This is a genomic window from Streptomyces sp. NPDC097617, from assembly GCF_044761485.1.
In the GTDB taxonomy this organism is placed as follows: Bacteria; Actinomycetota; Actinomycetes; order Streptomycetales; family Streptomycetaceae; genus Streptomyces.
In genome coordinates this window covers 1-26367 of record NZ_JBIWCL010000019.1, presented here as the reverse complement: position 1 = coordinate 26367, position 26367 = coordinate 1, and the positions used below count along the sequence as shown (strand labels likewise).

Annotated in this window: 26 protein-coding genes; 13 read left to right on the top strand and 13 right to left on the bottom strand. The window is 69.9% G+C overall.

Features of this window, described 5'->3' with window-relative positions; translation table 11 throughout:
* Window positions 1-30: 30 nt before the first annotated feature.
* From ACIQZO_RS26710 to ACIQZO_RS26695, 4 genes are all read right to left on the bottom strand, one after another.
* On the bottom strand, window positions 31-762 hold the full coding sequence (locus tag ACIQZO_RS26710) for a glycosyltransferase (RefSeq protein ID WP_403630685.1): 732 nt from the start codon (window positions 760-762) through the stop codon (window positions 31-33).
* Window positions 759-1667: a phosphotransferase gene (locus tag ACIQZO_RS26705; protein WP_403630683.1), complete on the bottom strand. Its 909-nt coding sequence runs from the start codon at window positions 1665-1667 to the stop codon at window positions 759-761. Before ACIQZO_RS26705 ends, ACIQZO_RS26710 begins: the two co-directional genes overlap by 4 nt.
* Window positions 1664-2524, bottom strand: coding sequence for a glycosyltransferase (locus tag ACIQZO_RS26700; RefSeq protein ID WP_403630680.1), 861 nt, complete (start codon window positions 2522-2524; stop codon window positions 1664-1666). The genes ACIQZO_RS26705 and ACIQZO_RS26700 overlap by 4 nt, the downstream gene beginning before the upstream one ends.
* A 193-nt stretch (window positions 2525-2717) precedes the next feature.
* Window positions 2718-3110 (bottom strand): hypothetical protein, encoded by a 393-nt coding sequence (locus ACIQZO_RS26695; protein WP_403630678.1) that lies wholly within the window; start codon window positions 3108-3110, stop codon window positions 2718-2720.
* Window positions 3111-3276: 166 nt separating this feature from the next.
* On the opposite strand from ACIQZO_RS26695, the gene ACIQZO_RS26690 reads away from it, so the two are divergent.
* From ACIQZO_RS26690 to ACIQZO_RS26680, 3 genes are all read left to right on the top strand, one after another.
* Window positions 3277-4551 carry a Tat pathway signal protein gene (locus ACIQZO_RS26690; protein ID WP_403630676.1) on the top strand — a complete coding sequence of 425 codons (1275 nt, stop codon included), beginning with the start codon at window positions 3277-3279 and terminating at the stop codon, window positions 4549-4551.
* A gap of 23 nt (window positions 4552-4574) precedes the next feature.
* A complete protein-coding gene (locus ACIQZO_RS26685; RefSeq protein ID WP_403630673.1) occupies window positions 4575-5123 on the top strand; it encodes a GNAT family N-acetyltransferase in 549 nt (182 codons plus the stop codon).
* 110 nt (window positions 5124-5233) lie between these two features.
* Entirely contained in the window at window positions 5234-6481 is a 1248-nt protein-coding gene (locus tag ACIQZO_RS26680; protein WP_403630670.1) for a tyrosine-type recombinase/integrase, read from the top strand.
* Window positions 6482-6542: 61 nt separating this feature from the next.
* Here the strand turns inward: ACIQZO_RS26680 and ACIQZO_RS26675 are convergent, their stop codons facing one another.
* From ACIQZO_RS26675 to ACIQZO_RS26665, 3 genes are all read right to left on the bottom strand, one after another.
* Window positions 6543-7172: a restriction endonuclease gene (locus ACIQZO_RS26675; RefSeq protein ID WP_403630998.1), complete on the bottom strand. Its 630-nt coding sequence runs from the start codon at window positions 7170-7172 to the stop codon at window positions 6543-6545.
* Window positions 7173-7225: 53 nt separating this feature from the next.
* Window positions 7226-7438: a hypothetical protein gene (locus ACIQZO_RS26670; protein WP_403630667.1), complete on the bottom strand. Its 213-nt coding sequence runs from the start codon at window positions 7436-7438 to the stop codon at window positions 7226-7228.
* A 398-nt stretch (window positions 7439-7836) separates the two neighbouring features.
* Window positions 7837-9009: a magnesium and cobalt transport protein CorA gene (locus ACIQZO_RS26665; RefSeq protein WP_403630665.1), complete on the bottom strand. Its 1173-nt coding sequence runs from the start codon at window positions 9007-9009 to the stop codon at window positions 7837-7839.
* Between the two features lie 157 nt (window positions 9010-9166).
* Here ACIQZO_RS26665 and ACIQZO_RS26660 point away from each other — a divergent pair, with 157 nt between their 5' ends.
* Together ACIQZO_RS26660 and ACIQZO_RS26655 are read left to right on the top strand one after the other, a co-directional pair.
* The gene (locus ACIQZO_RS26660; protein WP_403630662.1) at window positions 9167-10324 is read left to right on the top strand and encodes a winged helix DNA-binding domain-containing protein; all 1158 of its coding nucleotides are present in this window, start codon (window positions 9167-9169) and stop codon (window positions 10322-10324) included.
* Window positions 10325-10454: 130 nt separating this feature from the next.
* The gene (locus tag ACIQZO_RS26655) at window positions 10455-12146 is read left to right on the top strand and encodes an AMP-binding protein (protein ID WP_403630659.1); all 1692 of its coding nucleotides are present in this window, start codon (window positions 10455-10457) and stop codon (window positions 12144-12146) included.
* Window positions 12147-12265: 119 nt separating this feature from the next.
* Here ACIQZO_RS26655 and ACIQZO_RS26650 read toward each other — a convergent pair whose 3' ends face one another.
* Together ACIQZO_RS26650 and ACIQZO_RS26645 are read right to left on the bottom strand one after the other, a co-directional pair.
* Complete coding sequence (locus ACIQZO_RS26650) at window positions 12266-12754, bottom strand: glutathione peroxidase (RefSeq protein WP_403630656.1); 489 nt, start codon at window positions 12752-12754, stop codon at window positions 12266-12268.
* A gap of 85 nt (window positions 12755-12839) precedes the next feature.
* A complete protein-coding gene (locus ACIQZO_RS26645; RefSeq protein WP_403630654.1) occupies window positions 12840-13730 on the bottom strand; it encodes a hypothetical protein in 891 nt (296 codons plus the stop codon).
* A 266-nt stretch (window positions 13731-13996) separates the two neighbouring features.
* On the opposite strand from ACIQZO_RS26645, the gene gcl reads away from it, so the two are divergent.
* Window positions 13997-15784, top strand: a complete 1788-nt coding sequence (gene gcl, locus ACIQZO_RS26640; protein WP_403630652.1) for a glyoxylate carboligase — start codon at window positions 13997-13999, stop codon at window positions 15782-15784.
* A 65-nt stretch (window positions 15785-15849) separates the two neighbouring features.
* Here the strand turns inward: gcl and ACIQZO_RS26635 are convergent, their stop codons facing one another.
* The 4 genes from ACIQZO_RS26635 to ACIQZO_RS26620 all read right to left on the bottom strand — a co-directional run bounded on the left by ACIQZO_RS26635 (window position 15850) and on the right by ACIQZO_RS26620 (window position 20018).
* Window positions 15850-16119, bottom strand: coding sequence for a hypothetical protein (locus tag ACIQZO_RS26635; RefSeq protein ID WP_403630649.1), 270 nt, complete (start codon window positions 16117-16119; stop codon window positions 15850-15852).
* A 421-nt stretch (window positions 16120-16540) separates the two neighbouring features.
* Entirely contained in the window at window positions 16541-17998 is a 1458-nt protein-coding gene (locus ACIQZO_RS26630; protein ID WP_403630646.1) for a catalase, read from the bottom strand.
* Between the two features lie 211 nt (window positions 17999-18209).
* Window positions 18210-19109 (bottom strand): 2-hydroxy-3-oxopropionate reductase, encoded by a 900-nt coding sequence (locus ACIQZO_RS26625; protein ID WP_403630643.1) that lies wholly within the window; start codon window positions 19107-19109, stop codon window positions 18210-18212.
* Window positions 19110-19184: 75 nt separating this feature from the next.
* The gene (locus tag ACIQZO_RS26620) at window positions 19185-20018 is read right to left on the bottom strand and encodes a TIM barrel protein (protein WP_403630640.1); all 834 of its coding nucleotides are present in this window, start codon (window positions 20016-20018) and stop codon (window positions 19185-19187) included.
* A 180-nt stretch (window positions 20019-20198) separates the two neighbouring features.
* On the opposite strand from ACIQZO_RS26620, the gene ACIQZO_RS26615 reads away from it, so the two are divergent.
* The 7 genes from ACIQZO_RS26615 (at window position 20199) to ACIQZO_RS26585 (ending at window position 26189) form a co-directional block, all read left to right on the top strand.
* Entirely contained in the window at window positions 20199-20450 is a 252-nt protein-coding gene (locus ACIQZO_RS26615) for a thiamine-binding protein (protein WP_403630638.1), read from the top strand.
* A complete protein-coding gene (locus ACIQZO_RS26610) occupies window positions 20447-20845 on the top strand; it encodes a helix-turn-helix domain-containing protein (protein ID WP_403630635.1) in 399 nt (132 codons plus the stop codon). Before ACIQZO_RS26615 ends, ACIQZO_RS26610 begins: the two co-directional genes overlap by 4 nt.
* 154 nt (window positions 20846-20999) lie before the next feature.
* The gene (gene uraD / locus ACIQZO_RS26605) at window positions 21000-21506 is read left to right on the top strand and encodes a 2-oxo-4-hydroxy-4-carboxy-5-ureidoimidazoline decarboxylase (RefSeq protein WP_403630632.1); all 507 of its coding nucleotides are present in this window, start codon (window positions 21000-21002) and stop codon (window positions 21504-21506) included.
* Window positions 21507-21514: 8 nt separating this feature from the next.
* Complete coding sequence (gene uraH / locus ACIQZO_RS26600) at window positions 21515-21904, top strand: hydroxyisourate hydrolase (RefSeq protein WP_403630629.1); 390 nt, start codon at window positions 21515-21517, stop codon at window positions 21902-21904.
* 1 nt (window position 21905) lies between these two features.
* Entirely contained in the window at window positions 21906-22829 is a 924-nt protein-coding gene (gene pucL, locus ACIQZO_RS26595; protein WP_403630627.1) for a factor-independent urate hydroxylase, read from the top strand.
* 192 nt (window positions 22830-23021) lie between these two features.
* Window positions 23022-24425: an 8-oxoguanine deaminase gene (locus ACIQZO_RS26590; protein WP_403630624.1), complete on the top strand. Its 1404-nt coding sequence runs from the start codon at window positions 23022-23024 to the stop codon at window positions 24423-24425.
* Window positions 24426-24797: 372 nt separating this feature from the next.
* Window positions 24798-26189, top strand: a complete 1392-nt coding sequence (locus tag ACIQZO_RS26585) for a nucleobase:cation symporter-2 family protein (protein ID WP_403630995.1) — start codon at window positions 24798-24800, stop codon at window positions 26187-26189.
* Window positions 26190-26367 lie beyond the last annotated feature (178 nt).

Here is a 26367-nt window from a genome sequence, read left to right as displayed (position 1 = left end):
GGGGAAGGCGGGTCACCTGGGGTTCTCCGATCATCGGACGGTGGTGGCGTACCAGTTGCGCCAGAAGCGGGGCGAGGTCAGGCAGAGGCGGACGACCACGGGGTTCTGCCACCAGAGCATCCGGGCCGTGGACCAGGCGTCGTAGCGGCGGGTGGAGGGCCGCACGCGGAGGTCTTCGAGGACCGCGACCGGCCCGCCCGTGCGGCGGCCGTAGGCGGTCAGGCGGGCGAAGAACTCCATGTCCTCGCTCATGAAGTAGTCCGGCCGGTAGCCGTGTACCGCTTTGAAGGCGTCCCGGGTGCAGAACTGGTTGACGCCCTGGGCGCCCCCGTGACGGGAGCGGTGGTGGTCCCAGTAGGCGCACAGCAGACGGGCCCCGAACCGGGCGGGGGTGTAGAGCGGTGGGATCGCCCCGCCGACGGCTCCGGTGTCCATAGCGGCGACGGCGGCCGTGATCCCCTCCAGCGGCAGGGCCACGTCGGCGTCGACGAAGAACAGCATCCGGCCCTCGGCCTCGCGGGCTCCGGTGTTCCGGGCCAGGCCGATGCTGCGGACCAGCTCCGTCACCACCCTGACCCTCAGTTCCTTCGCGACGGTCGCGGTGCCATCGGTGGAGGCGTTGTCCACCACGATCACCTCCCCCACGAGGCCGGAGAGGGCTTCCCAGGCCCGGAGGGAAGCGAAGACGGTGGGCAGGTAGCGGGGCAGGTATTTGGCCTCGTTGTAGGCGGGGATGATCACCGACAGATCGGGGTCGGTCACAGCGCGGTCCTTCCTGATTGCGGGGACAGGGCAAGGTGCAGGCGGGCCGCCCAGGCGTCACGGTCGCGGCCTTCCTGGTGGGCGGCATAGGTCCAGCCGCGTACGGCCTGGAAGGCCACGTAGGCGTCGAGGAGCTGGGTGTCGACGGGCCGTCCGTAGGCAGCGGCCACGAACACCCGGTCGGACGGCTCCAGGGCGTCGCAGGTCACGAGGGTCTGGGCGACGTCGTACTCGGGGACCTCCACGGTCGCGGCCTCGAAGTCCAAGAGGTAGTCGGGGAGGCGGGGCTGGCCGTGTTCGCCGAGGGTGAGGCGTCGGTCGCCTCCGCGGATCACGTTCTCCAGGTGCAGGTCTCCGTGGCACCACACGAGTCGTTCCAGGCGTGCCCCGGCCGCGATGACCTCCAGGGCGGGAGCGAGCCGGACGAAGACCTGCTTGGGGCAGTGGGCGGCCAGAGCGCTGACCTGCTGGCCGATGCCTGGAGCCAGGGGGACCCCGGCCGGGGCCTTGACGCTGTGGAAGGCAGCCATCAGCAGGGCGAGCCTCAGCAGTGCCGCCGGACGCGGCATCTGCCCGGCTCGGACGGCATCCCCCAAGGTGCTCGTTCCGGCATCGGTGGTGACCAGGGCGGAGACGGTCAGGCCGGGAACCGGCCCGTACCCGATCACGGCTGGCACCCGCACCCGTCCGGCGGCGGTGACGGCGGCCAGGAGGCGGGCCTCGTCGACAGCGCCGTGGGTGCCGTCGACCGCGAACAGCTTGACCACCACCGGGCGGCCGTCGGCGAGACGGACGCGGTAGACGGCCGTTTTTGGTCCGTTGCGGACCCGGACCGTCTCGGCCGGAACCGACCCGGCCAGCTCAGCGCAGGCCCGCTCCACCGCCAGGACCGTGCCGCCGGTCACCGTGCACCCGCCCCGGCCAGGTGCCGCAGCGTGCGATGCATCTGCTGCCGATAGGTGCGCACGTCCTCCGTGCCGGGGCAGGAACGCATCCACGGCTTCTGGCCCCCGACGAAGTGCACCACGTGCCCGTCCCGGCGGGTGACCGGGCGGCGGAGGACCCGGCGGACCCAGTCCCCCCGCTGGAGGAACCGGTCCACCTCGAACCGGTTGAACACCGGCCCGACCGGGTGCGCGGTCCCGGAGGACAGCAGCCACAGGTTCAGGGCGCACTGGTCGTTGTGCTTGATGTACTCCCGCCCGCAGACCAGGGCCCCCTGGACCCCTGCCCGCATGGGGGCGAGCATCGGCGCGGGGACCCACAGCATCCCGGCGTTGAAGTAGGTGCGCCCGACCAGGTGGGGCCAGCGCTCGGCGGCCCCGGGCAGTGCCGGGCACTGGCCGACGGCCAGGTTGAACTCGTCCTGCACCGCGCCGACTCGGTCCGCAGGCAGACCGTCCAGAGGCGCGGAGACGTCGGCGCGTACGTGGACGTCTGCGTCCACGTAGATCAGGAACGGCCGGTCGAGGAAGCCGGGGGTGAACCCGAACCTCAGGTAGGTGGCGACGGAGATGTAGGCGGTGTCCGACATGACGCTCTCGGGCGGCGGGGCCTGCCAGCGCAGGTCGAAGGAGCCGAATCCGCAGCGGCGGGCGAAGGACTCCATCGCGGCGGCCTGCCCCGGGGACAGGCCGTTGGTCAATACCCGTACCGCGCTCTCGCGGCGGTCGGCCACCGGCAGGTGGTCGGCGACCGAGCCGAGCGTGACCAGGGCGGGTAGCAGGTAGCGGGCATCGACGCACATGCCGATCGCGTACACGCGGGTGCCTCCAGGGCGAGGTTGGACGGGGCTGGCCGACAGGGCCGGGGCATGGTGGCCGGCTCCTCGCCCGTATCCGGGGGAGCCGACCCGCCTCACCGGTGTCGGCGAGGTGCTGCGGTCACCTGCTGCGGCCGGGCAGGTGGAGGGCTTCCGGCGCCGACGCCCCAGGCAGGCCGGCGCCGGAGGCGGTTCAGACAAGCCGCAGGAGGTCCGTGTTCCGGGCGAGGTGGGCCACCGACTTGGCCAGCAGCCGCAGCGCTATCGCCGGATCGCTCCCGCAGTCCCGGGCGACCTTGCGGGCGAACCGCACGGTGCTGGCCGCGATGTCCTTCTCCCGGCTCTCCGGCAGCAGGTCCGCGTACCGTTCGGCGGGCACCGCGAGGGTATGGATGTGCCCGCGCAGCCGCTCCCGCAGCCGTACGGCCGCCTCCCCAGCCGGGTGGTGGTCGGCGAGGGTGAGGGCGGCCTCGACGTCCCCGGCGACGGCGGCAGCCGCGGAGGCGATCACGGTCTTCTGGTTGGCGGAGGTGACCGTGGGCACCTCCGCCGGGGTTGCCGCCATTTCGTGCGCGAGTACGGTCACGATTCCGCTCCCATCCGCCTGCTGCCGGTTCGGCTGTGCGGACAAGTAACCCGTGTGCGAGCCGTGTTGGACATGACGAATCCGCTCGCAGCTACTCGCGTGACCACTGACGAAAAATCCCGACCTGCGCTACCTCGGATGGCGGCCCCGCCTCTACCGTGACTGCATGGTGCGGAAGCGGAACGCGGAATTAGAGACCTGGATGAAGGAACACGGGCTCAGTGCCGGCGCTCTTGCCGAGCAGGTCAACGACGCGATGGCGGATCTCACCGGCCACCGCGGCGCCGTCACCGAACGGACGGTCTACCGATGGCTGTCGGGAGAGAACCGCTCACCCCAGGACCGCCAGTGGCAGGCCCTGGAGGCCGTCTCCGGGCTTCCTGGGACCGACCTGGGGTTCGTGCCCCGTGCCCGCTCCCGCCCCGCAACGCCCTCAGCACGACTGGAGGACCCTGTGCTTGGCCGTCGAAGCTTCATTTCCGTAGCCACGGGCGCCGCCGTCGCCGTGTCCACCGGCACCGCGACCGCAGCCACCCGACCCACCGTCGGACACTCCGACGTCGACCGCCTGCGCGTCCTCCTGGCCGAACTGTGGCTCCTGGACGACCAGAACGGCGGTGGCCCCGTTCTGGAGAAGCGCGCCGCCGACCTCGCCGCCCGTACGCTCAGCCTCCAGCAGCACGGCTCCGCCAGCCAGCGCGTCCGCTCCCGCCTCTATGCCGTCGCCGCGTCCTTCACGGCCTTCGCCATGTTCTCCGCCATCGACGCCCGCCGGCTGGGGGAGGCCCAGCGCTACCTGGAGCAGTCCGTCACGCTCGCGGGACTTTCCGGAGACGGTCAGGTCCAGCACCAGACCTGGCGGTACGCCGCCATGCTCGCCGGACAGCGCGGCCGGTACGCCGACGCCCTCGCCGCGGCCGAAGCCTGCACCGGCACCCGGCCACACCGCACCGACCCCCTCTACGCCTCGCTGACCCACTCCCGCATCGCCCTGACCGCCGCCAGCCTCGGTGACAAGACCCGGGCACTCCGCGCCCTGGACCGGGCCCACGGTGCCTACGACCGAGCCGATCCCGCCGAGGCCCGTCCGTCCTCCGTCGCCTTCTACACCCGGGGCGAGCTCCACGGCCTGACCGGAATCACCCACTACCGGCTCGGCGAGGCTGAGAAGGCCGAGTTCCATGCCCACCGGTGCATCGCCGACCTCCGCGACGACCAGCACCGCAACCGCGCCTACTACCTGTCCCAGGCGGCTCTCGCGCAGGTCGCGCAGGGTGATGTCGAGCAGGCCGTGGCCACCGCCACCCGCGTCATCGCCCCGACCGGCGCCGACTCGGGCCGGGTCCCCCACCTCCTGGGCAGCTTCACCTCCGCCCTCAACCAGGCGGCCCCCAAGTCCGCCGTCACCCGCCAGTGGAACGACCGCACCCGCACCGCCTGAACCGTCACGCGACAAGGAGCACCATGCCCGCCCCGGAGATCACCCTCCACCGCTACGGCACCGACCGGCTGCCCGCCATCCGTCCCACCCTGGTCGGTGTGTACGCCGAGGTGTACGAGAAGGAGATCGGCGAGGACCCGTTTTTCTCCGTCGACCGCTTCGAGGGTCGTCTCACCGGCCACTCCTCCCGCCCGTCCTGGGAGGCGGTGGTCGCCTACGACGGTGGCGAGGCCGCCGGCTACGCCTACGCCGCGGCCCTGCCCCAGAACACCGGCTGGTGGGCCCACATGCTCCAGCCGCTTCCCGAGGCGGACACGACCGAGGACGGCACCCGAACCCTCGCCCTCTTCGAGATCATGGTCCGTGCTCCCTGGAGGGGCACGGGTCTGGCCCACCGAATCCACGAGGAACTGCTGGCCGGCCGCACCGAGGAACGCGTCACGCTGCTCGTCGAGCCCGGACACCCGAAGGTGAAGGCCCTCTATGAGGGGTGGGGGTACCAGCACATCGGTGACCAGCAGCCGTTCCCCGACGCCCCGGTGTACACCACCATGCTCCGCGCACTCAGGTGACGGCGGTACATATGCAGGGTGATCCTCACGCCGGGGACGGAACCCTGGGCAAGCTCCCTCGCTCGTGGATTCCGGGGTCGTGATGGTGAGTCCTAGCTGCAAGGAAACACTTGGCCGGCTACATCGAAGACCGCTGGATCAACAAGAAGAAGGACCCCGTCACCGGCAAGCGCGAGCGCACCGCCCGGTACGGAAAGGGGAGTCGCTACCGGGTCGCGGGCATCCCGGGCGTCAGGGGCATGTCGTTCGACACCCTGGAGGACGCCAAGGCGTGGCTCCGGCGGGCGGGCACCGACAGCGAGCGGGGCGAGTTCGTCGACCCGCGCGACGGCTCCATCATCCTCGCCGACTACGTCACGCGCCACTGGCAGGCGGGCGTACGGGGCGCACCGGGCACGGTCAAGCGGGTTGACGAGCGCGTGCGCCTCCACGTCCTTCCGCACATCGGCGAGGTGGCGCTGCGGGACGTCTCCGCGTCCGTCCTGCGCGGCTACATCGCCACGCTCGAAGGCGAGTGCGCACCGCGCTACGCCCGGCAGATCCTCACCACCCTCTCGAACGTCTTCGAGACGGCGATCGACGACAAGCGTCTGGTCCGCAATCCGATGCGCGCCAAGTCGGTGCGCTGGCCGAAGGCTCCGGAGGACCAGCGGGAGGCGTGGCTGCTGGAGACCGCGCAGCGGGTACGGGACGTCATCAACCAGCGGTACCGGATCGCTGTCGTCGTCGCCCTCGGGTGTGGGCTGCGCCAGGGGGAGGTATTCGGGCTGTCGCCGGCGGACGTCGACTTCGAGCGCGGCCTCATCCGCGTCCGTCGACAGGTCCAGCTCCTATACGGGCGCCTGTACTTCACCCTTCCCAAGGGCGGGAAGACCCGCGTCGTCGACATGCCGCCTTCGGTGGCCAGCGAGCTGCGCGCACACTTTCTGCAGCATCCGGCTGTTGAGGTCGAGCTGCCCTGGGGCGGCCCCGAAGCCGATCGGGAGAAGCGCTCCTTCCCGCTGGTCCTTGCCACGACCTACGGCAACGCGATCCGCGCCAACATCTTCAACGACGAGGTGTGGAAGCCCACCCTCGCGAAGGCCGGAGTGATCCCCGCGCGGGAGAAGGGCCAGCGCTGGAAGGCGTCCCGCAAGGACGGCTTCCACGTCCTCCGGCACACCTACGCCTCCGTGATCCTCGAGGCGGGCGAGTCCGTGGTCACCCTCGCCCGGTGGCTTGGCCACTCCAGCCCGACCATCACCCTCGACCACTACGCCCACTTCATGCCCGAGGCCGGCGGCAAGGGCCGCGCGGCAGTCGATGCACTGCTCGGAGTGGCCCCTCAGTACGTCCCGGAAGACCTTGCCCTTGCCTGAGAACGGGTGGCACAGCACATGCTGTGCCACCCGTTCTCGTTGGCGGGTCACCCGCTGAGTCTCATGCCGCTCGACGCCACAGCAGGCGCGCGCGTCTTGCGGGCAGGCCGAGGAGTTCGTGCAACGCCTTGCCCTCGTGGGCCCAGTGGTTCAGTCGGTCGCGGTCCACCCACCGCACGCCGTGACGGTCGCCCCAGGCCATGGCGTCGCGGGTGAACGCGCCGTTGGTGACGACGACCGCGTGGTCCGCCCTGTGTGCGGGACCCGCGGTTCCGTTCACCTGGTACATCACCGACGAGCCGACCTTGCCGCCGACGCGGGTGTGCTTCGCCTGCACCACGATCCGTCCGAGGGGCATCCGGACGCCGATCACGTCCGCGGCCTGGTCCCCGCCGCCTCCCACCCTCCTGGCCGCCCAGCCGTCGCGGACGAGGAGGTCGCGCAGCGCGTACTCGAACTGCTGGTCGTCCATCGCGTCCAATTCGGACAAGCTGATGCGTAGACGGGCCAGCCTCGCGCTGTCCGCGCGATGCCGACGGGAGCCCCGTACCCGGAGGCAGGCCAAGCCGACGGCGAGGGCGAGACCGATCAGGACGAGCACCGGCCAGGCTGCGGCGGCCCTCGTCAGGAGGCGCGATGCGGCCTGCGCCAGGGCGACCGTGAGCGCGAGGGCAACGGCTGCCCCACCCAGTAGGTCTGCGGTACTGCGCGGTCGCCAGCGGATCCTTCGCCGCCGCCTGGCCGTCACTGCCCGGCCGCTGGCGCGGAGACTGCGGGCTTCGGCGCAGGCTGCTGTTCGGTGCTGCTGCCGCCGAACCCGAAGACCTGGCCCCAGAGCCACACCACCGCGCACAGGCCGGCCACGGCCCAGACGCTCAGGCCCTTGGCGGACTTCGGACCCGGCTTGCGGCGGAGGTGGCTTCGTACGCGCACGTATCCGTCCGGAACCTTCGGCATGCTGATTCCCTCCCCATCGGTCCGCGCCATGCGAACCTCCAGATTGGTTGTAGCTGCGGCCACTGACAGAACCTGATGCATCGTCATGATCGTGCAGGCGACAAGGGTGCAAGTCGGCCATGCCTTCGCGATTCGCCGACTGACCGGATGGCCCGCTGGCCTGCGCCTAGGCTTTCCGGCTGTGTGTCACGTAGCGGAAATGCAGGGCGGACCGAATGGCCAGTTCCTGCGGAGCGCGGCAGGCGACGACTACGCCGGGCGCCGCCCCGTTGAGGCGGCGATGCTGAGCGTGGTCGACCCTCTGCCGCGCATTCTCCCCAGATTCTCCCCACGGGGCCTCTGAGGCCTTGTTCCATGGTTCGCTTGCGCTAAGTCGATCAAGCTCGCGCGGTGGATCGCTACAGCCAGTCGCGCTTCTTGAAGATGACGTACAGGCTTACACAGACCACTGCCATCAGCAGGATTGCGAAGGGGTAGCCGGCCGCCCACCGTAGTTCCGGCATGTCCTCGAAGTTCATGCCGTAGATGGTTCCCACGAGTGTGGGTGCAAACAGGATGGCCGCCCACGAGGAGATCTTCTTGATTTCCTCGTTCTGCTCGAAGCCGGCTTCGGCCAGGGCGCGCATTTCGGCGTTCTGCTGTTGGGAGACCAGGGTTGCGTTGACCGTGAGGATCTCCGTCAGGGCCTGGCGGAAGCCGTCGACGCGCTCGCTCGTGTGGGTCACGTGGTCGGCCACGTCGCGGAGGTAGCGCTGGAGTTCCTCGTCCGTGCCGTACTTCGCGAAGCCCGCCATCAGGCCGTGGAGCATGCCGACCAGGGGGCGGGTGGCGCGCTGGAACTCGACGATTTCGCGGGAGAGTTCGTAGATGCGGCGGGAGACCGACGGGTCGCCGCGGAAGACCTCCGTCTCGATCTCGTCGATGTCGGTCTGGACGCCCTCGACGACCGGGGCGTAGCCGTCGACCACCGTGTCGAGGATGGCGTACAGGGCGGCCTCCGGGCCGAGCGAGAGGAGGTCCGGGTTGGCCTCCATGCGGCGGCGGACCGCCGAGAGGTCCGGGGCGCCGCCGTGGCGGACCGTGATCAGGAAGTCAGGGCCGACGAAGATGTGGAGCTCGGCGAACTCGACCTCCTCCTGGGCGTCGAGGTAGCGGGCGGCCCGCAGGACGACGAAGAGGGTGTCGCCGTAGCGCTCCAGTTTCGGGCGCTGGTGGGCTTCCAGGGCGTCCTCGACGGCGAGTTCGTGGAGGTTGAACTCGGCTGCCAGGGAGTGGAGTTCCGGTTCGGTGGGCCGGTGCAGGCCGATCCAGGCCATCCCGTCGGGCTCCTCGCGCAGCTTGCGGAAGGTGTCGGCCAGGGTGGCGGGGGAGGCCACCCGGCGGCCGTCGCGGTAGACGGCCGAGTCGATCACGCTGCGGTGGTCCGGGGGAGTGGCGGCCGCCGCGGGTGCGGGCTGCGCTGTGGCCGGGGGTCCTTCCGGAGGGGTGGCGGAGGGCGGTGCGGCGGTGCGGCGCCACCCCGCGCGCTTCGCGGCGGACGGCGAGGGGCGGTGGTCTGGGCGCTCCGACATCGCAGGTCAGCTCCCGGTCGAACGGGTGTTTAAGGGCAAGGGGCAGGATATAGGGGGAAAAGGAGGCCCGGTGAGGAGGGCGCCTGATGTCGGCCGCCCCGGCTTCGGGGTGAAGTTGCGGACAGAAACTGTCCGCAAGGGGTATTAGCTTGTGGGTATGGCTTCCAGGACGACACATCCCGTACTCGGCACCCGCGCTCTGAACCGTGCCACGCTCGCCCGGCAATTGCTGCTGAGCCGCGCCGAGATGTCCGCCCGGGACGCGGTCGCGCACCTCCTCGGACTGCAGGCGCAGAACGCGAAGCCGCCGTACTTCCAGCTGCACGCCCGGCTCGCCGGCTTCCGCCCCGCCGAGCTGGCCGGGCTCATGGAGTCCCGCGAGGTCGTCCGGATGGTCACCATGCGGTCGACGATCCACACGCACACCGCGCACGACGCCCTGACGCTGCGGCCCCTCGTCCAGCCCGCCCGCGACCGGGAGGTCGCCTACTTCCGCAAGGGGCTCGTAGGTGTGGACCTCGACCGGCTGGCGGAGCGCGCCCGCGCCTTCGTCGAGAACGAGCCCCGCAGCATGGGCGAGATCCGCGAGGAACTGCTCCGGGAATGGCCCGACGCCGACCCGCAGTCCCTGTCCGTGGCCGCACGCTGCCGGCTGCCGCTGGTCCAGGTCACGCCCCGCGGGGTGTGGGGGCGCAGCGGCCAGGTCCGGCTCACCACCGTGGACAACTGGCTCGGACGCGCGGCGCAGCCCGCCCGCGATGCGGCGCAGCCCGTGGACGAGGTCGTACTGCGCTACCTCGCCGCCTTCGGGCCGGCCTCCGTCAAGGACATGCAGACCTGGGCGGGACTGACCCGGCTGCGCGAGGCCTTCGAGCGGCTGCGCCCGGGCCTGGCCGTCTTCCAGGACGAGAACGGCGTGGAGCTCTTCGACCTCCCCGACGCGCCCCGCCCCGACGCGGACACCCCGGCGCCGCCGCGCTTCCTGCCGGAGTTCGACAACCTGCTGCTCTCGCACGCCGACCGCACCCGCGTGGTCGCGCCCGAGGTCAAGGGACGTTCGTGGACCGGGAACCAGGCGCACCGCACCCTGCTCGTGGACGGTTTCCTCGCGGGCCTGTGGAAGCTGGAGGGGCAGGAGCTGACCGTCGAGCTGTTCGGCCGCGTGTCGAAGTCGGTCAAGGAGGAGATCGTCGCCGAGGGCCGGCTGATGGTGGAAGAGATGACGGAGGGGGAGAAGGAGGGGGAGAAGGAGGGGGAGAAGGAGGGGGAGAAGGGGGCCGGTGCGGGCGTGCGGTTCGGGGCGATCAGGTCCTGAAGCCCGCCCTGCCCAGCCCGCCCACCCCGCCGCGCCCGCCCCGCCCCGTCCTTCGCCCGCCCGTGAGCGGTCAACTCGCGGCTGACGCCGCACTGGTGGTCCGTACACCGAACGCGGCACGATGCCTGTCATGACGACCGAAAGTACGCGGGACAGCGCCACCGCCCAGTTCCTGGCAGCGCGGGACTTCCTCCTGGAACGCCGCGGCGACTACGAGGCCGCACACGCCGGATTCACCTGGCCCCGCCCCCACCGCTTCAACTGGGCCCTGGACTGGTTCGACCGCATCGCCACCGGGAACGGCGCCGACGCCCTGCGCATCGTCGAGGAGGACGGCAGCAGCCGCAGCCTGACCTTCGAGGAGCTCTCCGCACGGTCCGGCGCCGCCGCCAACTGGCTCCGCGACCTGGGCGTCGCTCCCGGCGACCGGATCCTGGTCATGCTCGGCAATCAGCGCGAGCTGTGGGAGGTCATGCTCGGCGCGATGAAGCTGCGCGCCGTCGTCATCCCCGCCACTCCCCTCCTCGGCCCCGCCGACCTGCGCGACCGGGTCGAGCGCGGCGAGGTCCGCCACGTCATCGCGCGCACCGAGGACACCGCCAAGTTCGACGAGGTACCGGGCGACTACACCCGGATCGCCGCAGGCGGCCAGGTCCCCGACGGGTGGCTGCGGCTGGCGGACATGGACACCGCCGACAGCGATTTCACGCCACACGGCGAGACCCTCGCGACCGACCCGCTGATGCTGTACTTCACCTCCGGCACCACCGACCGCCCCAAGCTCGTCGAGCACACGCACGCCTCGTACCCCATCGGGCACCTCTCCACCATGTACTGGCTCGGGCTGCGCCCCGGCGACGTGCACCTCAACATCGCCTCGCCCGGCTGGGCCAAGCACGCCTGGTCCAACCTCTTCGCCCCGTGGAACGCCGGAGCCACCGTCTTCGTCCACAACTACACCCGCTTCGACGCCGAGCGCCTGATGGCCGAGATGGACCGGCACGGCGTGACGACCTTCTGCGCCCCGCCCACCGTGTGGCGCATGCTGATCCAGTCCGACCTCTCCGCCCTGGCCAGGCCCCCGCGCGAGGCCGTCGCCGCCGGGGAGCCGCTCAACCCGGAGGTCATCGAGAAGGTCCGCGCGGCCTGGGGCGTCACCATCCGCGACGGCTTCGGCCAGACCGAGACCACCCTCCAGGTCGGGAACTTCCCCGGGGTGCCCGTCAAGCCCGGCTCCATGGGCCGTCCGGCGCCCGGCTACGAGATCGTGCTGCTGGACCCGGTCACCGGCAAGGAGTCCGCCGACGAGGGGGAGCTCTGCGTGGACCTGCGCACCCGGCCCGCCGGGGTGACCACCGGCTACCGCGACGATCCGCAGCGCACCGCCGAGGCCATGGCGGGCGGGCTCTACCGCACCGGGGACATCGCCGCGCGCGACGCCGACGGCTACCTCACCTACGTCGGGCGCTCCGACGACGTCTTCAAGGCCTCGGACTACAAGATCAGCCCGTTCGAGCTGGAGAGCGCCCTGCTCGAGCACGAGGCGGTGGCCGAGGCCGCCGTCGTCCCGGCCCCGGACGAGCTGCGGCTGGCGGTCCCGAAGGCGTACGTCACGCTCGCGGGCGGCTGGGAGCCCGGGCCGGAGACGGCCCGGGTGCTGTTCGAGCATTCCCGCGCGGTGCTGTCCCCGTACAAGAGGATCCGCCGCATCGAGTTCGGCGAGCTCCCGAAGACCGTGTCCGGCAAGATCCGTCGGGTGGAGCTGCGGGAACTCACCGCGGCCGGGTCCTCGGCGGAGTACCACGAGGCCGACCTCGCCTGAGCAGGGAGCACGCCGATGACCACGGGCTGTCGATCGATGCCGGCAGCCCGTGCGGCGCCGTACACGGCTGCCGTACGTGGACGGCGTCCGCGCACGGCAGCCGCGTACGGCGTGCGGAGCTACGCCGGCAGCTGCGCCTCGATCGCGGCGATGACCTCGGGAGCCTCGGGCTCGGTGCGCGGGCGGAAGCGCGCCACGACCTCGCCGGCGGGGGAGATCAGGAACTTCTCGAAGTTCCACTGGATGTCCCCGGTCGCGCCGTCCGCGTCCGGGGTCTTCACCAGCTCCTGGTAGAGCGGGTGCCGGTTCTCGCCGTTGACCTCGGACTTCTCCAGCATCGGGAAGGTGACGCCGAAACCGGCCGCGCAGAAGGTCTGGATGTCCTCGGCGGTGCCGGGCTCCTGCTCACCGAACTGGTTGCAGGGCACGCCGATGACCGTGAAGCCCTTTGCCTCGTACGCGAACTGCAGGCGGGTCAGTCCCGAGTACTGCGGGGTGAGCCCGCACTGTGAGGCGGTGTTCACCAGGAGGATCGCCTTGCCCTTGTGGGCGGCGAGGCTGGTGGGCTCGTCGGACAGCGTGGTCAGCGGGATGTCGTACAGGCTCATCGGGCTCTCCTGGGCAGGAAGTAGGCAATGCCTCCGAGCTTAGGGGGTAGCTCGTTGATCCTGCCGGGCTCACCCCGGGCGGAACCTACGCGTCCGGTCCGACCAGGGCATCCGCCGGGTCGTTGACCGGCTGCGGCATGCCGGTCAGGTCCATGACGAACAGCGGTATGCCGAGCTCGTCCGCGCGGGCCCGGGCGTCCTTCGTGTACCCGGCGAGGGAGAAGTAGACGCTGGTCGCGGAGGCGGTGAGCCCGTTCAGCCAGACGCACTCCACGGCCCGCAGGCCGGCCGGAGCGGTGGTCGGGTCCACCTGGGCGACCAGGCCCGGGGCCCGTAGGTCCACGGCCGCCGAGGGGATCGGACGCCCGTCGGGCTGCCGTACGTCCCGGAAGCCGAGCCAGCGCAGGTACAGCGCGGCCGTGGCCACCGCGTCGCGGGCGGTACGGATGGTCACCGGCCGGAACGCGGGGCGCGGCACCGGCGCGGCCGGCGGAGGCGGGATGTGCGCGTGGCGCCCGCCCGTGGGCCCGGCCCCGGTTGGCCCGGACCCCGCCCCCTGCCCCGGCGCGGACCCCGGCCCCTGCCCCGGATCCGGCCGGGCGGCGGCCGCCGCCGATCCGCCCGCACCCGCCGGAGCCGTATCCGCCGTAGCCGGGTCGGCCGTACCCGCCGGGGTCTGCGTCCCAGGGCCGCCCCCGGACTCCACCCGCTCCAGCGGATGCACCGGAATCAGCACCACCGTCCCGCACGATCCGCAGCCCAGCTCCGGATGCGGCCACTCGCTCTCCCGCCTGCATGACGTGCAGCGCACCGTCACCCAGGTGTCCGACCAGGTCCGGTGGGTCAGCTGCACCGGCGGCGCCGACAGGTCCAGCGGGGGATGCACCGGGCTCCCGCAGGCGCAGGGGAAGACCGGGGCGGTGTAGCCGTTCTCGCGCAGGCACGCCGGACAGCGCACCGGTACCGCTTCCGCCATGAGACCTGGACCCCCTCCGTTGCTGTGCGTAGGTACATGCTCCACCACCGGCGACCGCCGGGGGAGCATGCGCTCCATTTCCGCGGGATTCCCGCCGGTGGATCAGTGATTTGTACAAGTCGTCGAGCGGGATGCGGCTTTTGGTGGGTTCCGGGGTCCCCTACCGCCTTGACGTCGCAGGAGCCGCCGCTTAGTTTGTTCCGTATAGCAGAACAAAACTTCCGGATTACGGAAAAGCCTGACCGTCAGACCCGCAGGAGAACTCGATGCCTCGTATGACAGCCGCCGCCGCTGCAGTGGAGATCCTCAAGCTCGAAGGTGTCGAACAAGCGTTCGGCGTCCCCGGTGCTGCGATCAACCCGTTCTACCGAGAGCTCAAGAACGTGGGCGGCATCGCGCACACCCTGGCCCGCCACGTCGAGGGTGCTTCGCACATGGCCGAGGGCTACACCCGCGCCAAGGCGGGCAACATCGGCGTCTGCATCGGCACCTCGGGCCCGGCCGGCACCGACATGATCACCGGCCTGTACTCGGCGATCGCGGACTCGATCCCGATCCTGTGCATCACCGGTCAGGCCCCGGTCTCGAAGCTCCACAAGGAGGACTTCCAGGCCGTCGACATCGCCTCGATCGCCAAGCCCGTCACCAAGAAGGCCACGACCGTCCTGGAGGCCGCGCAGGTCCCGGGCGTGTTCCAGGAGGCCTTCCACCTGATGCGCTCCGGCCGTCCGGGCCCGGTCCTGATCGACCTCCCGATCGACGTCCAGCTGACCGAGATCGAGTTCGACCCGGAGACCTACTCCCCGCTGCCGGTCTACAAGCCGCAGGCCACCCGTGCCCAGGCCGCCAAGGCCCTGCAGTTCCTGCTGGAGTCGGAGCGACCGCTGATCGTCGCCGGCGGAGGCATCATCAACGCCGACGCCTCCGATCTCCTGGTCGAGTTCGCCGAGCTGGTCAACGTCCCCGTCATCTCCACCCTGATGGGCTGGGGCACCATCCCGGACGACCACGAGCTGGCCGCCGGCATGGTCGGTGTGCAGACCGCGCACCGCTACGGCAACGCCACGTTCCTGGAGTCGGACTTCGTCCTCGGCATCGGCAACCGCTGGGCCAACCGTCACACCGGTTACAACCTCGACGCGTACACCAAGGGCCGCAAGTTCGTCCACGTCGACATCGAGCCCACCCAGCTCGGCAAGATCTTCGCCCCGGACTTCGGCATCGCCTCCGACGCCAAGGCCGCGCTGGAGCTCTTCATCGAGGTCGCCAAGGAGCTCAAGGCCGAGGGCAAGCTGCCGGACTTCTCCGCCTGGACCGCCTCGTCGCAGGACCGCAAGGCGACCCTGCAGCGCCGTACGCACTTCGACAACATCCCCCTGAAGCCGCAGCGCGTCTACGAGGAGATGAACAAGGCGTTCGGCCCGGAGACCCGCTACGTCACCACCATCGGCCTCTCCCAGATCGCGGCGGCGCAGTTCCTGCACGTCTACCGCCCGCGCAACTGGATCAACTGCGGCCAGGCCGGCCCGCTCGGCTGGACCATCCCGGCCGCGATCGGCGCCGCCACCGCGGAGCCGGAGACCCCGATCGTCGCGATCTCGGGCGACTACGACTTCCAGTTCATGATCGAGGAGCTGGCGGTCGCCGCCCAGCACAAGGTCCCCTACGTCCACGTCCTCGTGAACAACGCCTACCTCGGTCTGATCCGCCAGGCGCAGGGCGGCCTGGGCATCAACTTCGAGGTCAACCTCGAGTTCGAGAACATCAACACCCCCGAGCTGGGCGTCTACGGCGTCGACCACGTCAAGGTCGCCGAGGGCCTGGGCGTCAAGGCCATCCGCGTCACCGACCCGGACAAGCTGGGCGAGGCCTTCGAGGAGGCCAAGAAGCTGGCCCAGGAGTTCCAGGTCCCGGTTGTCGTCGAGGCGATCCTGGAGCGCATCACCAACATCGCGATGAGCAAGACGGTCGACATGAGCGACGTCACGGAGTTCGAGGAGCTCGCGACGGAGCCGGGCCACGCCCCGACCGCGATCAAGGCCCTGCAGGTCTGATCACCCCGCACCACAGAGCGGCCCCCGTCCCTCCACCAGGAGGAACGGGGGCCTTGCGCGTCTCTTCACCACGAGACGACGGGTACGGCCCTCAGTGTCGTCGGTCCGGCCGTCGCGGCGATGACGAACTCCCGGGTCGTGCCGGGTGCCTCAGGTGCCTCGGGCATCTCGGGAGCCCGGGGTGCCGCGGGTGCGTCCCGTACGTCCGTGACCTCGTATGCCGTCGCGAACGGCGTGTGCCGCGGCTCGTCCGAGGTGAGGAGGGTGCCGCCGCCGTCCAGGAGCCCGCCACCGATGTCCTCGGCGACCTCGGCGAGCAGGCCCGCGCGGACCACGGCCGGATCCGGCACGCCGCAGCGCGGCGCCGGACATGACAAAGCGCCGGGTCACGGGACCGTCCGTGACGCGGCGCTCTGGTTTGTTACCGCCCGACGGTGCGAGGCTGGCGCGACAGGACGTTCGCACCGCCGGGCGGAGTGTGTGGGGAGGAAGTGCCTCCGCGTGCAGGGGCTCTGTGCGCAGCCCCTGCACGGAGAGGATTGGCTGGGACCGTGGCGGGCGGGCGACGAGAACTCCGGCGTCGTCTCCCTCAGGTCAAGAGACGGGCCTCGGAACCCATTACCACCGCACTGGCTCGCACGCTCGCCACGGTCCTCGTCCTGCCCTCGCCGCGTACCACCCCTCATCCGGGTCCACGGGTCGGGCTCAGCACCCGGGGCCTGACCTCCCGTCAGGCCCCCGGTACATCCATTCGGCTCAGGCGTCGCGCAGGGCGCGGACGGCCTCCTCGACGCGCTTGCCGTAGTCGGCGTCGGCGGCGTGGAAGTGAGCCAGGTTCTTCACGATGACGTCCTCGAGGGTGACCTGAGACAGGCCGCCGGCGATGTTCGCCACCAGCCGCTGCTTCTCGGCCTCCGACATCAGGCGGTAGAGCTCACCGGCCTGGAAGAAGTCGTCGTCCTTGGTGTGGGCAGGGGCCTCGTGGGTGCCCGTGTAGCCGGAGACGGCCTTCGGGGCGCCCAGCGCCAGACCGGTCTCGGCCGGACCGCGGTACGAGTTGGGCTCGTAGTTCTTGTCGTGGCGCGAGCCGTTGCGCAGCGCCATGACACCGTCGCGGCCGTAGTTGTCGGCCTTCGTCGCCTTCGGGGCGTTGACCGGCAGCACGGTGTGGTTCACACCGAGGCGGTAGCGCTGGGCGTCGGCGTAGGCGAAGAGGCGGCCCTGGAGCATCTTGTCCGGCGAGGCGGTGATGCCCGGGACGAAGTTGTTCGGGGAGAAGGCGGACTGCTCGACCTCGGCGAAGACGTTGTCCGGGTTGCGGTCGAGGACCAGGCGGCCCACGCGCTGCAGCGGGTAGTCGCTGTGCGGCCACACCTTGGTGAGGTCGAACGGGTTGAAGCGGTACTCGGCGGCCTCGGCGGCGGGCATGATCTGGACGTAGAGGGTCCAGCTCGGGTTGACACCGCGCTCGATGGCCTGGAGCAGGTCGGTCTGGTGCGAGTTGGCGTCCTTGCCGACGAGCTCGGCGGCCTGCTCGCCCGACAGGCAGCGGATGCCCTGGTTCGTCTTGAAGTGGTACTTGACGAAGAAGGCCTCGCCCTGCTCGTTCGTCCACTGGTACGTGTGGGAGCCGTAGCCGTTCATGTGGCGGTACGACGCCGGGATACCGCGGTCACCCATGAGCCAGGTGATCTGGTGCGTGGCCTCGGGGGCGTGCGCCCAGAAGTCCCAGACGTTGTCCGGCTCCTGCTTGCCCGTGAAGGGGTCGCGCTTCTGCGAGTGGATGAAGTCGGGGAACTTGATCGGGTCCTTGATGAAGAACACCGGGGTGTTGTTGCCGACGAGGTCGTAGTTGCCCTCTTCGGTGTAGAACTTGAGCGCGAAGCCGCGCGGGTCGCGGACCGCGTCCGCGCCACCGAGGGAGTCGGCGACGGTGGAGAACCGCAGGAAGGTCTCGGTCTTCTTGCCGACCGTGTTCAGGAACGCGGCGCTGGTGTACGCGGTGACGTCGTCGGTCACCTCGAAGTGGCCGTACGCGGCGGAGCCGCGGGCGTGCACCACGCGCTCCGGGATGCGCTCGCGGTTGAAGCGGGCCAGCTTCTCCAGGAGCTGCTGGTCCTGGACCAGGAGCGGGCCACCGACGCCGGCGGTGGCGGAGTTCTGATTGTCGGCGACCGGGGCGCCGGACTCGGTCGTCAGCGTGCGCTTCGACATGGTGACCTTCCGTACGGGGTAACTGCTGACGGAAAGCGTCTTCCGTCATGCGGAACAGCCTAATTTCGGCAAGAACTAAACGTCAACAGTTTGTTGAACGAAGTTGAAGAGTGAGTGGTAATCCGGACGGCGCCGACGCTTGGGCGCGACAGGACAGGTGTCAGCGCCGGCGCCATCCGGAAACTCAGGTCCCCCGGTGGAGGGGAAGTGCTCAGATCTGAGCGCCGGAGAGGCGCTCGACGGCACGGAGCAGGGCCGAGTGGTCCAGGCCGCCGTCACCCTGGGCGCGCAGCGAGGCGACCAGCTGGGCGACGACCGCGCCGACCGGGAGGGCCGCACCGACGTTGCGGGCGGCGTCCGTGACGATGCCCATGTCCTTGTGGTGCAGGTCGATCCGGAAACCGGGCTTGAAGTCGCGGTTCAGGAAGTTGTCCTTCTTGCGGGTCAGGACCGTGGAGCCGGCCAGACCGCCGTTGAGGACGTCCAGGGCGGCGGCGAGGTTCACGCCCGACTTCTCGAGGAAGACGACGGCCTCGGCGCACGCCTGGATGTTGACCGCGACGATGAGCTGGTTGGCCGCCTTCACCGTCTGGCCGGAGCCGTGCGGGCCGCAGAGCACGATGGTCTTGCCGAGGGTCTCGAGGACCGGCAGGGCCTCGTCGAAGTCGGCCTGCTCGCCACCCACCATGATCGACAGGACGGCCTCGATGGCGCCGGCCTCGCCGCCGGACACCGGGGCGTCGATCACGCGGATGCCCTTGGCGGCGGCGTTCTTCGCGAGGTCGATCGAGGTCTGCGGGGTGATCGACGACATGTCGACGATCAGGGCGCCGGACTTCGCGTTCTCCAGGATGCCGTTCTCGCCGTAGGAGATGGCCTCGACCTGCGGGGATGCGGGCACCATCGTGATGATGACGTCGGCGTCCTTGACGGCCTCGGCGATCGAGCCGGCCGCGGTGCCGCCGGCGGCGGCGAGGCGCTCCAGCTTGTCCTGCTCCAGCGTGAAGCCGGTGACCGGGTAGCCGGCCTTCAGGAGATTCTCGGCCATGGGGGAGCCCATGATGCCGAGCCCGATCCAGGCAATGGACGGGAGCGCAGTGGGGTTGCTCATGATGAGGGTCCTTCTCTTAATGCTTTGTACGAAAAGTGCGTGACATGCCTGGCTGATCGCCCGGAATTTGTCCGCCTACTGAGCGGCGCGGGCCTCGGCCGGCAGCCATGCGAAGGAGGCGGCAGCGTCGGCGGCCTTGTACTCGAGGCCTATGTAGCCCTCGTACCCGGCCTTCTTCAGCTGGTCGAGCAGCTCCTCGAGGGGCAGCTCGCCGGTGCCGGGGGCACCGCGTCCCGGCTTGTCCGCGATCTGGACGTGCCCGGTCTTGGCGGCGTACTTTTCGATGACCTCGCAGAGGTCCTCATCGTTCATCGCCAGGTGGTAGAGGTCGAGCAGGAACTTGGCGTTGCCGAGGCCGGTGGCCTCGTTGACCTTGTCCACGACCTCGATGCCGGCCGGCGCGCTCACCAGGGGGTAGAGCGGCGACTCGGGCTTGTTGAGGGTCTCGATCAGGAGGATCGCGCCGACGCGGTCCGCGGCCTGAGCGGCCACGACCAGGTTCTTCAGCGCGAGCTCGTCCTGAACGGCCGGTTCCACGCCTTCGACGCGGTTGCCGTAGAGGGCGTTCAGCGCCTTGCAGCCGACCGAGGCCGCGAAGTCCGCGGCCACGTTGATGTTGGCGTTGAAGCGCTCCGACTCCGCACCGGGGACCGAGACCGCACCGCGGTCCGGGCCCGGCAGTCGGCCGGCGTAGAAGTTCAGACCCACGAGCTGGGTGCCGGCGTCCTCAAGAGCCTTCTTGAGAGCGTCGAGCTCCTCCTGTGCGGGGGTGGGTGTCTCGATCCAGGGCCACCACAGCTCGACCGCCGTGAAGCCCGCCGCGGCGGCAGCCGCGGGGCGCTCCAGGAGCGGGAGTTCCGTGAAGAGGATCGACAGGTTCACATCGAAGCGCTGGTCCGTGTATCCCATGAGGGGTGTGCGCTCCTTCCGTATTGCGGAAGTTATTTTCTGTCTGATGGAAGATTGCATGGGGTTCCGCGCCGATGTCAAGTGCGGACTCCCGAAAAATCCTCCCCGCCCGTCGCCCGACCGCCACCCCTCAAGGAGGCGCTGTCGCGCCGCCCCTTCCTGCCCGGGTAGCTTGACGGCGTGCGATTGAGAGTGGAGTTCACGACCGAGCCCTTCGATCTTGAAGAGGCTCCTGCCCATGCCGTGGCGGCCCGAGAGGTCATCCGGAAGGCTCAGCTGGACGCGGTGGACGTCGGCCCGTTCGGCAATACCGCCGAGGGTGAGGCCGACCGGGTGCTGGCCGCGGTGGAGGCGCTGCTGCGCGAATCCCTGGAGGCCGGCGCCACGCGTGTCTCGCTCCAGGTCAATGTGATCGGGGAGGAGGTGTCATGACCGAGCCCCGCGACCACCCCTTCGTCACAGCGGTCAAGCCGCTGGTGGACGCCATGGGCGGCGAGCTGATGGACCCGGCCCTCGCGCAGCCCGACGACGTCGTGCTCGCCTGGGAGGGGCAGGACCTGCTGGCCGTGCGCCTGCCGCAGCTCTCGGACTCGCTGGACCACATCCTGGCGGCCCTGGAGCGCCGGTACGGCGTACCGCTGGCGCAGCTCGACCGGAAGTCCAAGCAGGACGTCGTACGGATACTTGAGGCGCGGGGCGCCTTCTCCGTGCGGCACGGTGTGGAAACGGTCGCGGGCGCCCTGGGCGTGAGCCGCTTCACCGTCTACAACTACTTGAACAGGGACTCCGGCACTCCGAAGAACACGGGCAAGAGCAGCCAGGAGTGAACGCCGCCTGACCCAATGTGACGAGCCGCCGCCCAATTCACCCGGGCGGCGGCTTTTGTGTACGGGAAGTTTCAACAAAGTGTTGACGCCGTGTTGTCGAGGGCGTTAGCTATGCGCAGCCCGTCAAAGCAACAACAGGCCACGGAGGCCTACCGTGACTTCGAGTCCGACCCCGGGTCTCACCCGGTTCAACACCTTGGACGACAGCGCGGCCGCGGCCGAGCTGCACGAGGTGTGCGCCAGTTCGGCGTGGGGGAGCAAACTGCTCGCCCAGCGCCCCTTCACCACCGCAGAGTCCCTTTTCGCCGCGAACGAGGCCGCCATGGCGGAGCTCACCGCGCAAGACCTGGGCGAAGCGATGGGAGGCCACGCGCCGATCGGCCGGCCGAAGCCGGGAGACCCGACCTCCGCCCGCGAGCAGCGTGGCATGGCCGGTGCCTCGGAGGAGCTCAAGAACGAACTCCTCGAGCTGAACCTGGCTTATCAGGACAAGTTCGGCCACGTCTTCCTCATCTGCGCCACCGGTGCGACCGGTGAGTTCATGCGGGACGCGGTCAAGGTCCGGATCGACAACTCGCCGGAGCAGGAGCGGGAAACCGCCCGCGGCGAGCTCGTCAAGATCAACAAGATCCGCCTGACCCGACTCGTAGAAGGAGAGTGAACCCGATCATGAGCACCGAGACCACCGCGTCGGTGTCCACGCACATCCTGGACACCAGCATCGGCAAGCCCGCCGAGGGCGTCGCCATCTCCCTGTCGGCCCGCACGGGCCTCTTCGGCGAGTGGGCGGCCCTGGGCGGCTCCGCCACCGATGCGGACGGGCGCTGCAAGGACCTGCCGGCGCTGCCGGAGGGCACCACTCACGTGCGTCTCGATTTCGAGACCGAGACGTACTTCTTCAAGAAGCAAGCCGAGGCGCAGCAGGACGCCCCCCGCGTAAGGGACAGCGGTGCGTTCTTCCCCGAGGTCACCATCACCTTCGCGGTGAACCCGGGCGAGCATTACCACGTACCGCTGCTGCTCAACCCGTTCGGCTACTCCGTTTACCGAGGGAGCTAGCATGGCCACGATTCTGGGCCAGAACCAGTACGGCAAAGCAGAGAACCGCGTCGTCAAGATCACGCGGGACGGCGACACGCACCACATCAAGGACCTGAACGTATCGGTCGCCCTCTCCGGCGACATGGACGACGTCCACTACTCCGGCTCGAACGCCAACGTCCTGCCGACGGACACCACCAAGAACACGGTGTACGCCTTCGCCAAGGAGCACGGCATCGAGTCCGCCGAGCAGTTCGGCATTCACCTGGCGCGCTGGTTCGTGGGCAGCCAGGAGCCGATCCAGAAGGCGCGCATCCGGATCGAGGAGTACTCCTGGTCCCGGATCGCGACCTCGGACGCGAACTCCAAGTTCATCGGCGCCGACGAGGTGAACCACTCCTTCGTCCGCGAGGGCATGGAGACCCGCGTCACCCAGATCACGTACGACGGCACGAACTGGGAGGTCATCTCCGGCCTCAAGGACCTCGTCGTCATGAACTCCACGAACTCCGAGTTCTGGGGTTACGTGAAGGACAAGTACACGACCCTGAAGGAGGCCTACGACCGCATCCTGGCCACCCAGGTGTCGGCTCGCTGGCGCTTCAACTGGTCGGACGACGAGCAGCGGATGCCCAACTGGGAGAAGTCCTACGCCGAGACCAGGAAGCACATGCTCCAGGCCTTCGCGGAGACCTACTCCCTGTCGCTCCAGCAGACCCTGTACCAGATGGGTTCGCGCATCATCAACCACCGTTCGGAGATCGACGAGGTCCGCTTCTCGCTCCCGAACAAGCACCACTTCCTCGTCGACCTGGAGCCCTTCGGCCTCAAGAACGACAACGAGGTGTACTTCGCCGCGGACCGTCCCTACGGTCTGATCGAGGCCACTGTCCTCCGGGACGGCGTGGACGCCCGCATCCCCGTGGACATGACCAACCTCTGACACGGTCCGCCCGGTCCCGGAGCTCCGCAGTGGCCCCGGGACCGGGCGACACCCACCCAGCTTCCTGAATCGGCACCCGGACGTATCACACGGGGCGGCAGTACTGTCAGCTGTCAAGGCCCCCGGCTCCGGCACTCAAATCTCCCGGGCCTTGCCGTGCCCCCACCGCCACTGAAAGCACGAGGAAGTCCCATGGCAGCATCGGCAGCCCTTGACAGCGCGGTCGAGCGCATCGTCATCGAGAACTGTGCGATCGCGACCGTCGACGCGAACGACACCGAGTACGCCTCGGGTCACGTGGTAGTCGCCGGCAACAAGATCGAGTTCATCGGCGCGGGCAAGGCCCCCGAGAACCTCGAGAACGTGGTTCGCCGTATCGACGGCACCGGGCACCTCGTGACCCCCGGTCTGGTCAACACCCACCACCACTTCTACCAGTGGATCACGCGTGGGCTGGCCACCGACCACAACCTCTTCAACTGGCTCGTCTCGCTGTACCCGACCTGGGCGCGCATCGACGAGCAGATGACGTACACTGCCGCGCAGGGCTCCCTCGCCGCGATGGCCAAGGGCGGTGTGACCACCGCGATGGACCACCACTACGTCTTCCCCAAGGGCTCCGGCGACCTGTCCGGCTCGATCATCCGCGCCGCGTCCGAGATGGGTGTCCGCTTCACCCTCGCCCGCGGCTCGATGGACCGCAGCGAGAAGGACGGCGGCCTGCCGCCGGACCACGCGGTGGAGACCCTCGAGGGCGCGCTCGCCGACACCGAGGCGACCGTGAAGAAGTACCACGACGCCTCCTTCGACGCGATGACCCAGGTCGCCGTGGCCCCGTGCTCCCCCTTCTCGGTCTCCACCGAGCTGCTGAAGCAGGGCGCCGAGCTGGCCCGCCGCCTGGGCGTGCGCATGCACACGCACGGCTCCGAGACCGTCGAGGAAGAGCAGTTCTGCAAGGAACTGTTCGGCATGGGCCCGACCGACTACTTCGAGTCGACCGGCTGGCTCGGCGAGGACGTGTGGATGGCGCACAGCGTCCACATGAACGACTCCGACATCGCCGCGTTCGCCCGTACCAAGACCGGTGTCGCGCACTGCCCGTCCTCCAACGCCCGTCTGGCCGCCGGCATCGCCCGCGTCCCGGACATGCTGGCCGCCGGTGTCCCGGTCGGTCTCGGCGTGGACGGCACCGCCTCCAACGAGTCCGGTGAGCTGCACACCGAGCTGCGCAACGCGCTGCTGATCAACCGTCTGAACCCGGTCCACCGCGAGCGCGCCCTGAACGCGCGCCAGGCCCTGCGCCTCGGCACCTACGGTGGCGCCCAGGTCCTCGGCCGCGCCGACAACATCGGTTCGCTGGAGGCCGGCAAGTGCGCCGACCTCGTGCTGTGGAACCTGAACACCCTCCTGCACTCCTCGATCGCCGACCCGGTCACCGCCCTGGTCTTCGGTGCGGCGGCCCCGGTCACCGCGTCGTTCGTCAACGGCAAGCAGATCGTCGAGAACAACCGTCTCCTCTTCGCCGACGAGGACGCCATCGCCGTGTCCACCCGGGAAGAGGCCCAGCGCCTCGCGCGGATCTCCGCGCAGGCCTGATCCCACGGAGTCCGGCCGGGGGGGACGGCCCCCGGCCGGCAGTCGCGGACCCGAGCGGGGTCCGTGGCAGCCGTTCCCGGGTAGCGCCTGAGGAAATCCGAAGGCGCCCCGGGTGCGGTGACTCGTGCCACCAGCCGTGCGGCGCGCATCTCGCGCCACTGCCACGGCACCTCCAGCTCACGATCCGGCTCCGGCCGGGCACCCGGAGCCGGACCGCAGCGCGGACCGATTGATTGGGCGAATCGATTCCGCACGCCGAGGGACCAGCGGTAGCACCACCCACAACCGAATACAGGCTCGACTCGCACCGCTTTCGCACCACCTCCAAGACACCACGTCCCTGCCGACGTGTTCAACCGAACGGAGGAAGCCGTGGCCCAGGCGCCCAGGTTTCGCAAAGACGCAGTCGTAGTACCGGAGGAGAAGCACCCGGTCGACGAGACCCTGCCTCCCCTGAAAATGTTCACGAGCGGTCTCCAGCACGTGGCCGCCATGTACGCGGGTGTCGTGGCCCCGCCCATGATCGTGGGCCCCGCCGTCGGACTCTCCGCCACCGAGACCGCCTTCCTGATGGGCGCCTCGCTCTTCACCGCCGGCCTCGCCACCCTCCTGCAGACCCTCGGGTTCTGGAAGATCGGCGCCAAACTCCCCTTCGTCAACGGCGTTTCCTTCGCCGGTGTGACCCCGATGATCGCGATCGGCAAGGGGGAGGGGGCGAACGCCATCCCCGTCATCTTCGGCGCGATCATCGTCGCCGGGATCCTCGGCTTCTTCGCCGCCCCCTACTTCGGCAAACTCGTCCGCTTCTTCCCACCGGTCGTGACGGGTACGGTCATCACCCTCATCGGCGTCTCGCTCCTGCCGGTCGCCTTCAACTGGTCGCAGGGCGGGAACCGCACCGCCACCGACTACGGATCCATGCAGAACATCGGCATGGCCGCCGCCACCCTGGTCATCGTCCTGCTGATGCGCAAGTTCCTGCGCGGCTTCCTCCAGCAGATATCCATCCTGCTCGGCCTCGTCGCGGGCACCCTCATCGCACTGCCGCTCGGCATGACCAGCTTCGACGCCGTCAAGAACGCCTCGGTGGTCGGCTTCCCGACCCCCTTCCACTTCGGCGCCCCGCAGTTCCAGGTCGCCGCCATCATCTCCATGTGCATCGTCATGCTGGTCTGCATGACCGAGTCCACCGCCGACATCCTGGCGCTGGGCAAGATCGTCGGCCGTCCGGCGGACGCGAGGACCATCGAGGGCGGCCTGCGGGCCGACACCCTCGGCAGTGCGCTCAGCCCCCTCTTCAACGGGTTCATGTGCAGCGCCTTCGCCCAGAACATCGGGCTGGTCGCGATGACCAAGGTGCGCAGCCGCTTCGTCGTCGCCGCGGGCGGCGGCATCCTGATCCTGCTGGGCCTGTGCCCGATGGCGGCCTCCGTCATCGGAGTGGTCCCGCTGCCGGTCCTCGGCGGCGCCGGCATCGTGCTCTTCGGCTCGGTCGCGGCCAGCGGCATCCAGACCCTGGCCGGGGCGGCCATGGAGAAGGGAGAGAACGCCCTGATCGTCGCCGCCTCCGTGGGCATCGGCCTGATCCCGATCGCCGCGCCGGACTTCTACCACGCCTTCCCGAAGGACCTGCTGGTCGTCCTCGACTCCGGGATCAGCACCGGCTGCGTGGTGGCCATCCTGCTGAACCTGGCCTTCAACCACCTCGGCGTCAGGAAGGGCGCGGCCTCGGGGGCCGCGCCGGACCCGGTGCCGGCCCACTGACGCCCGGCTCCTGCCCGGGCGTACGGATCGGCGGCGGGCGCCCCCCCCCCCCGGGGGGGGGGGGGGGCCCCCCCCCCCCGGGGGGGGGCCCCCCCCCCGGGGCGCCGGGCGGGGGGGGGGGGGCGCGGGCGGGGGCCCCGCAGCGCGGCTAGGGGCACGGGTCGGGCGCGGGCGCCCC

Coding starts and splice junctions, on each gene's coding strand:
- ACIQZO_RS26690 (WP_403630676.1), top strand. CDS start 3,277: ATGGTGCGGAAGCGGAACGCGGAATTAGAGACCTGGATGAAGGAACAC.
- ACIQZO_RS26685 (WP_403630673.1), top strand. CDS start 4,575: ATGCCCGCCCCGGAGATCACCCTCCACCGCTACGGCACCGACCGGCTG.
- ACIQZO_RS26670 (WP_403630667.1), bottom strand. CDS start 7,438: ATGCCGAAGGTTCCGGACGGATACGTGCGCGTACGAAGCCACCTCCGC.
- ACIQZO_RS26665 (WP_403630665.1), bottom strand. CDS start 9,009: ATGTCGGAGCGCCCAGACCACCGCCCCTCGCCGTCCGCCGCGAAGCGC.
- ACIQZO_RS26660 (WP_403630662.1), top strand. CDS start 9,167: ATGGCTTCCAGGACGACACATCCCGTACTCGGCACCCGCGCTCTGAAC.
- ACIQZO_RS26655 (WP_403630659.1), top strand. CDS start 10,455: ATGACGACCGAAAGTACGCGGGACAGCGCCACCGCCCAGTTCCTGGCA.
- ACIQZO_RS26650 (WP_403630656.1), bottom strand. CDS start 12,754: ATGAGCCTGTACGACATCCCGCTGACCACGCTGTCCGACGAGCCCACC.
- ACIQZO_RS26645 (WP_403630654.1), bottom strand. CDS start 13,730: ATGGCGGAAGCGGTACCGGTGCGCTGTCCGGCGTGCCTGCGCGAGAAC.
- gcl (WP_403630652.1), top strand. CDS start 13,997: ATGCCTCGTATGACAGCCGCCGCCGCTGCAGTGGAGATCCTCAAGCTC.
- ACIQZO_RS26630 (WP_403630646.1), bottom strand. CDS start 17,998: ATGTCGAAGCGCACGCTGACGACCGAGTCCGGCGCCCCGGTCGCCGAC.
- ACIQZO_RS26625 (WP_403630643.1), bottom strand. CDS start 19,109: ATGAGCAACCCCACTGCGCTCCCGTCCATTGCCTGGATCGGGCTCGGC.
- ACIQZO_RS26620 (WP_403630640.1), bottom strand. CDS start 20,018: ATGGGATACACGGACCAGCGCTTCGATGTGAACCTGTCGATCCTCTTC.
- ACIQZO_RS26610 (WP_403630635.1), top strand. CDS start 20,447: ATGACCGAGCCCCGCGACCACCCCTTCGTCACAGCGGTCAAGCCGCTG.
- uraH (WP_403630629.1), top strand. CDS start 21,515: ATGAGCACCGAGACCACCGCGTCGGTGTCCACGCACATCCTGGACACC.
- pucL (WP_403630627.1), top strand. CDS start 21,906: ATGGCCACGATTCTGGGCCAGAACCAGTACGGCAAAGCAGAGAACCGC.
- ACIQZO_RS26590 (WP_403630624.1), top strand. CDS start 23,022: ATGGCAGCATCGGCAGCCCTTGACAGCGCGGTCGAGCGCATCGTCATC.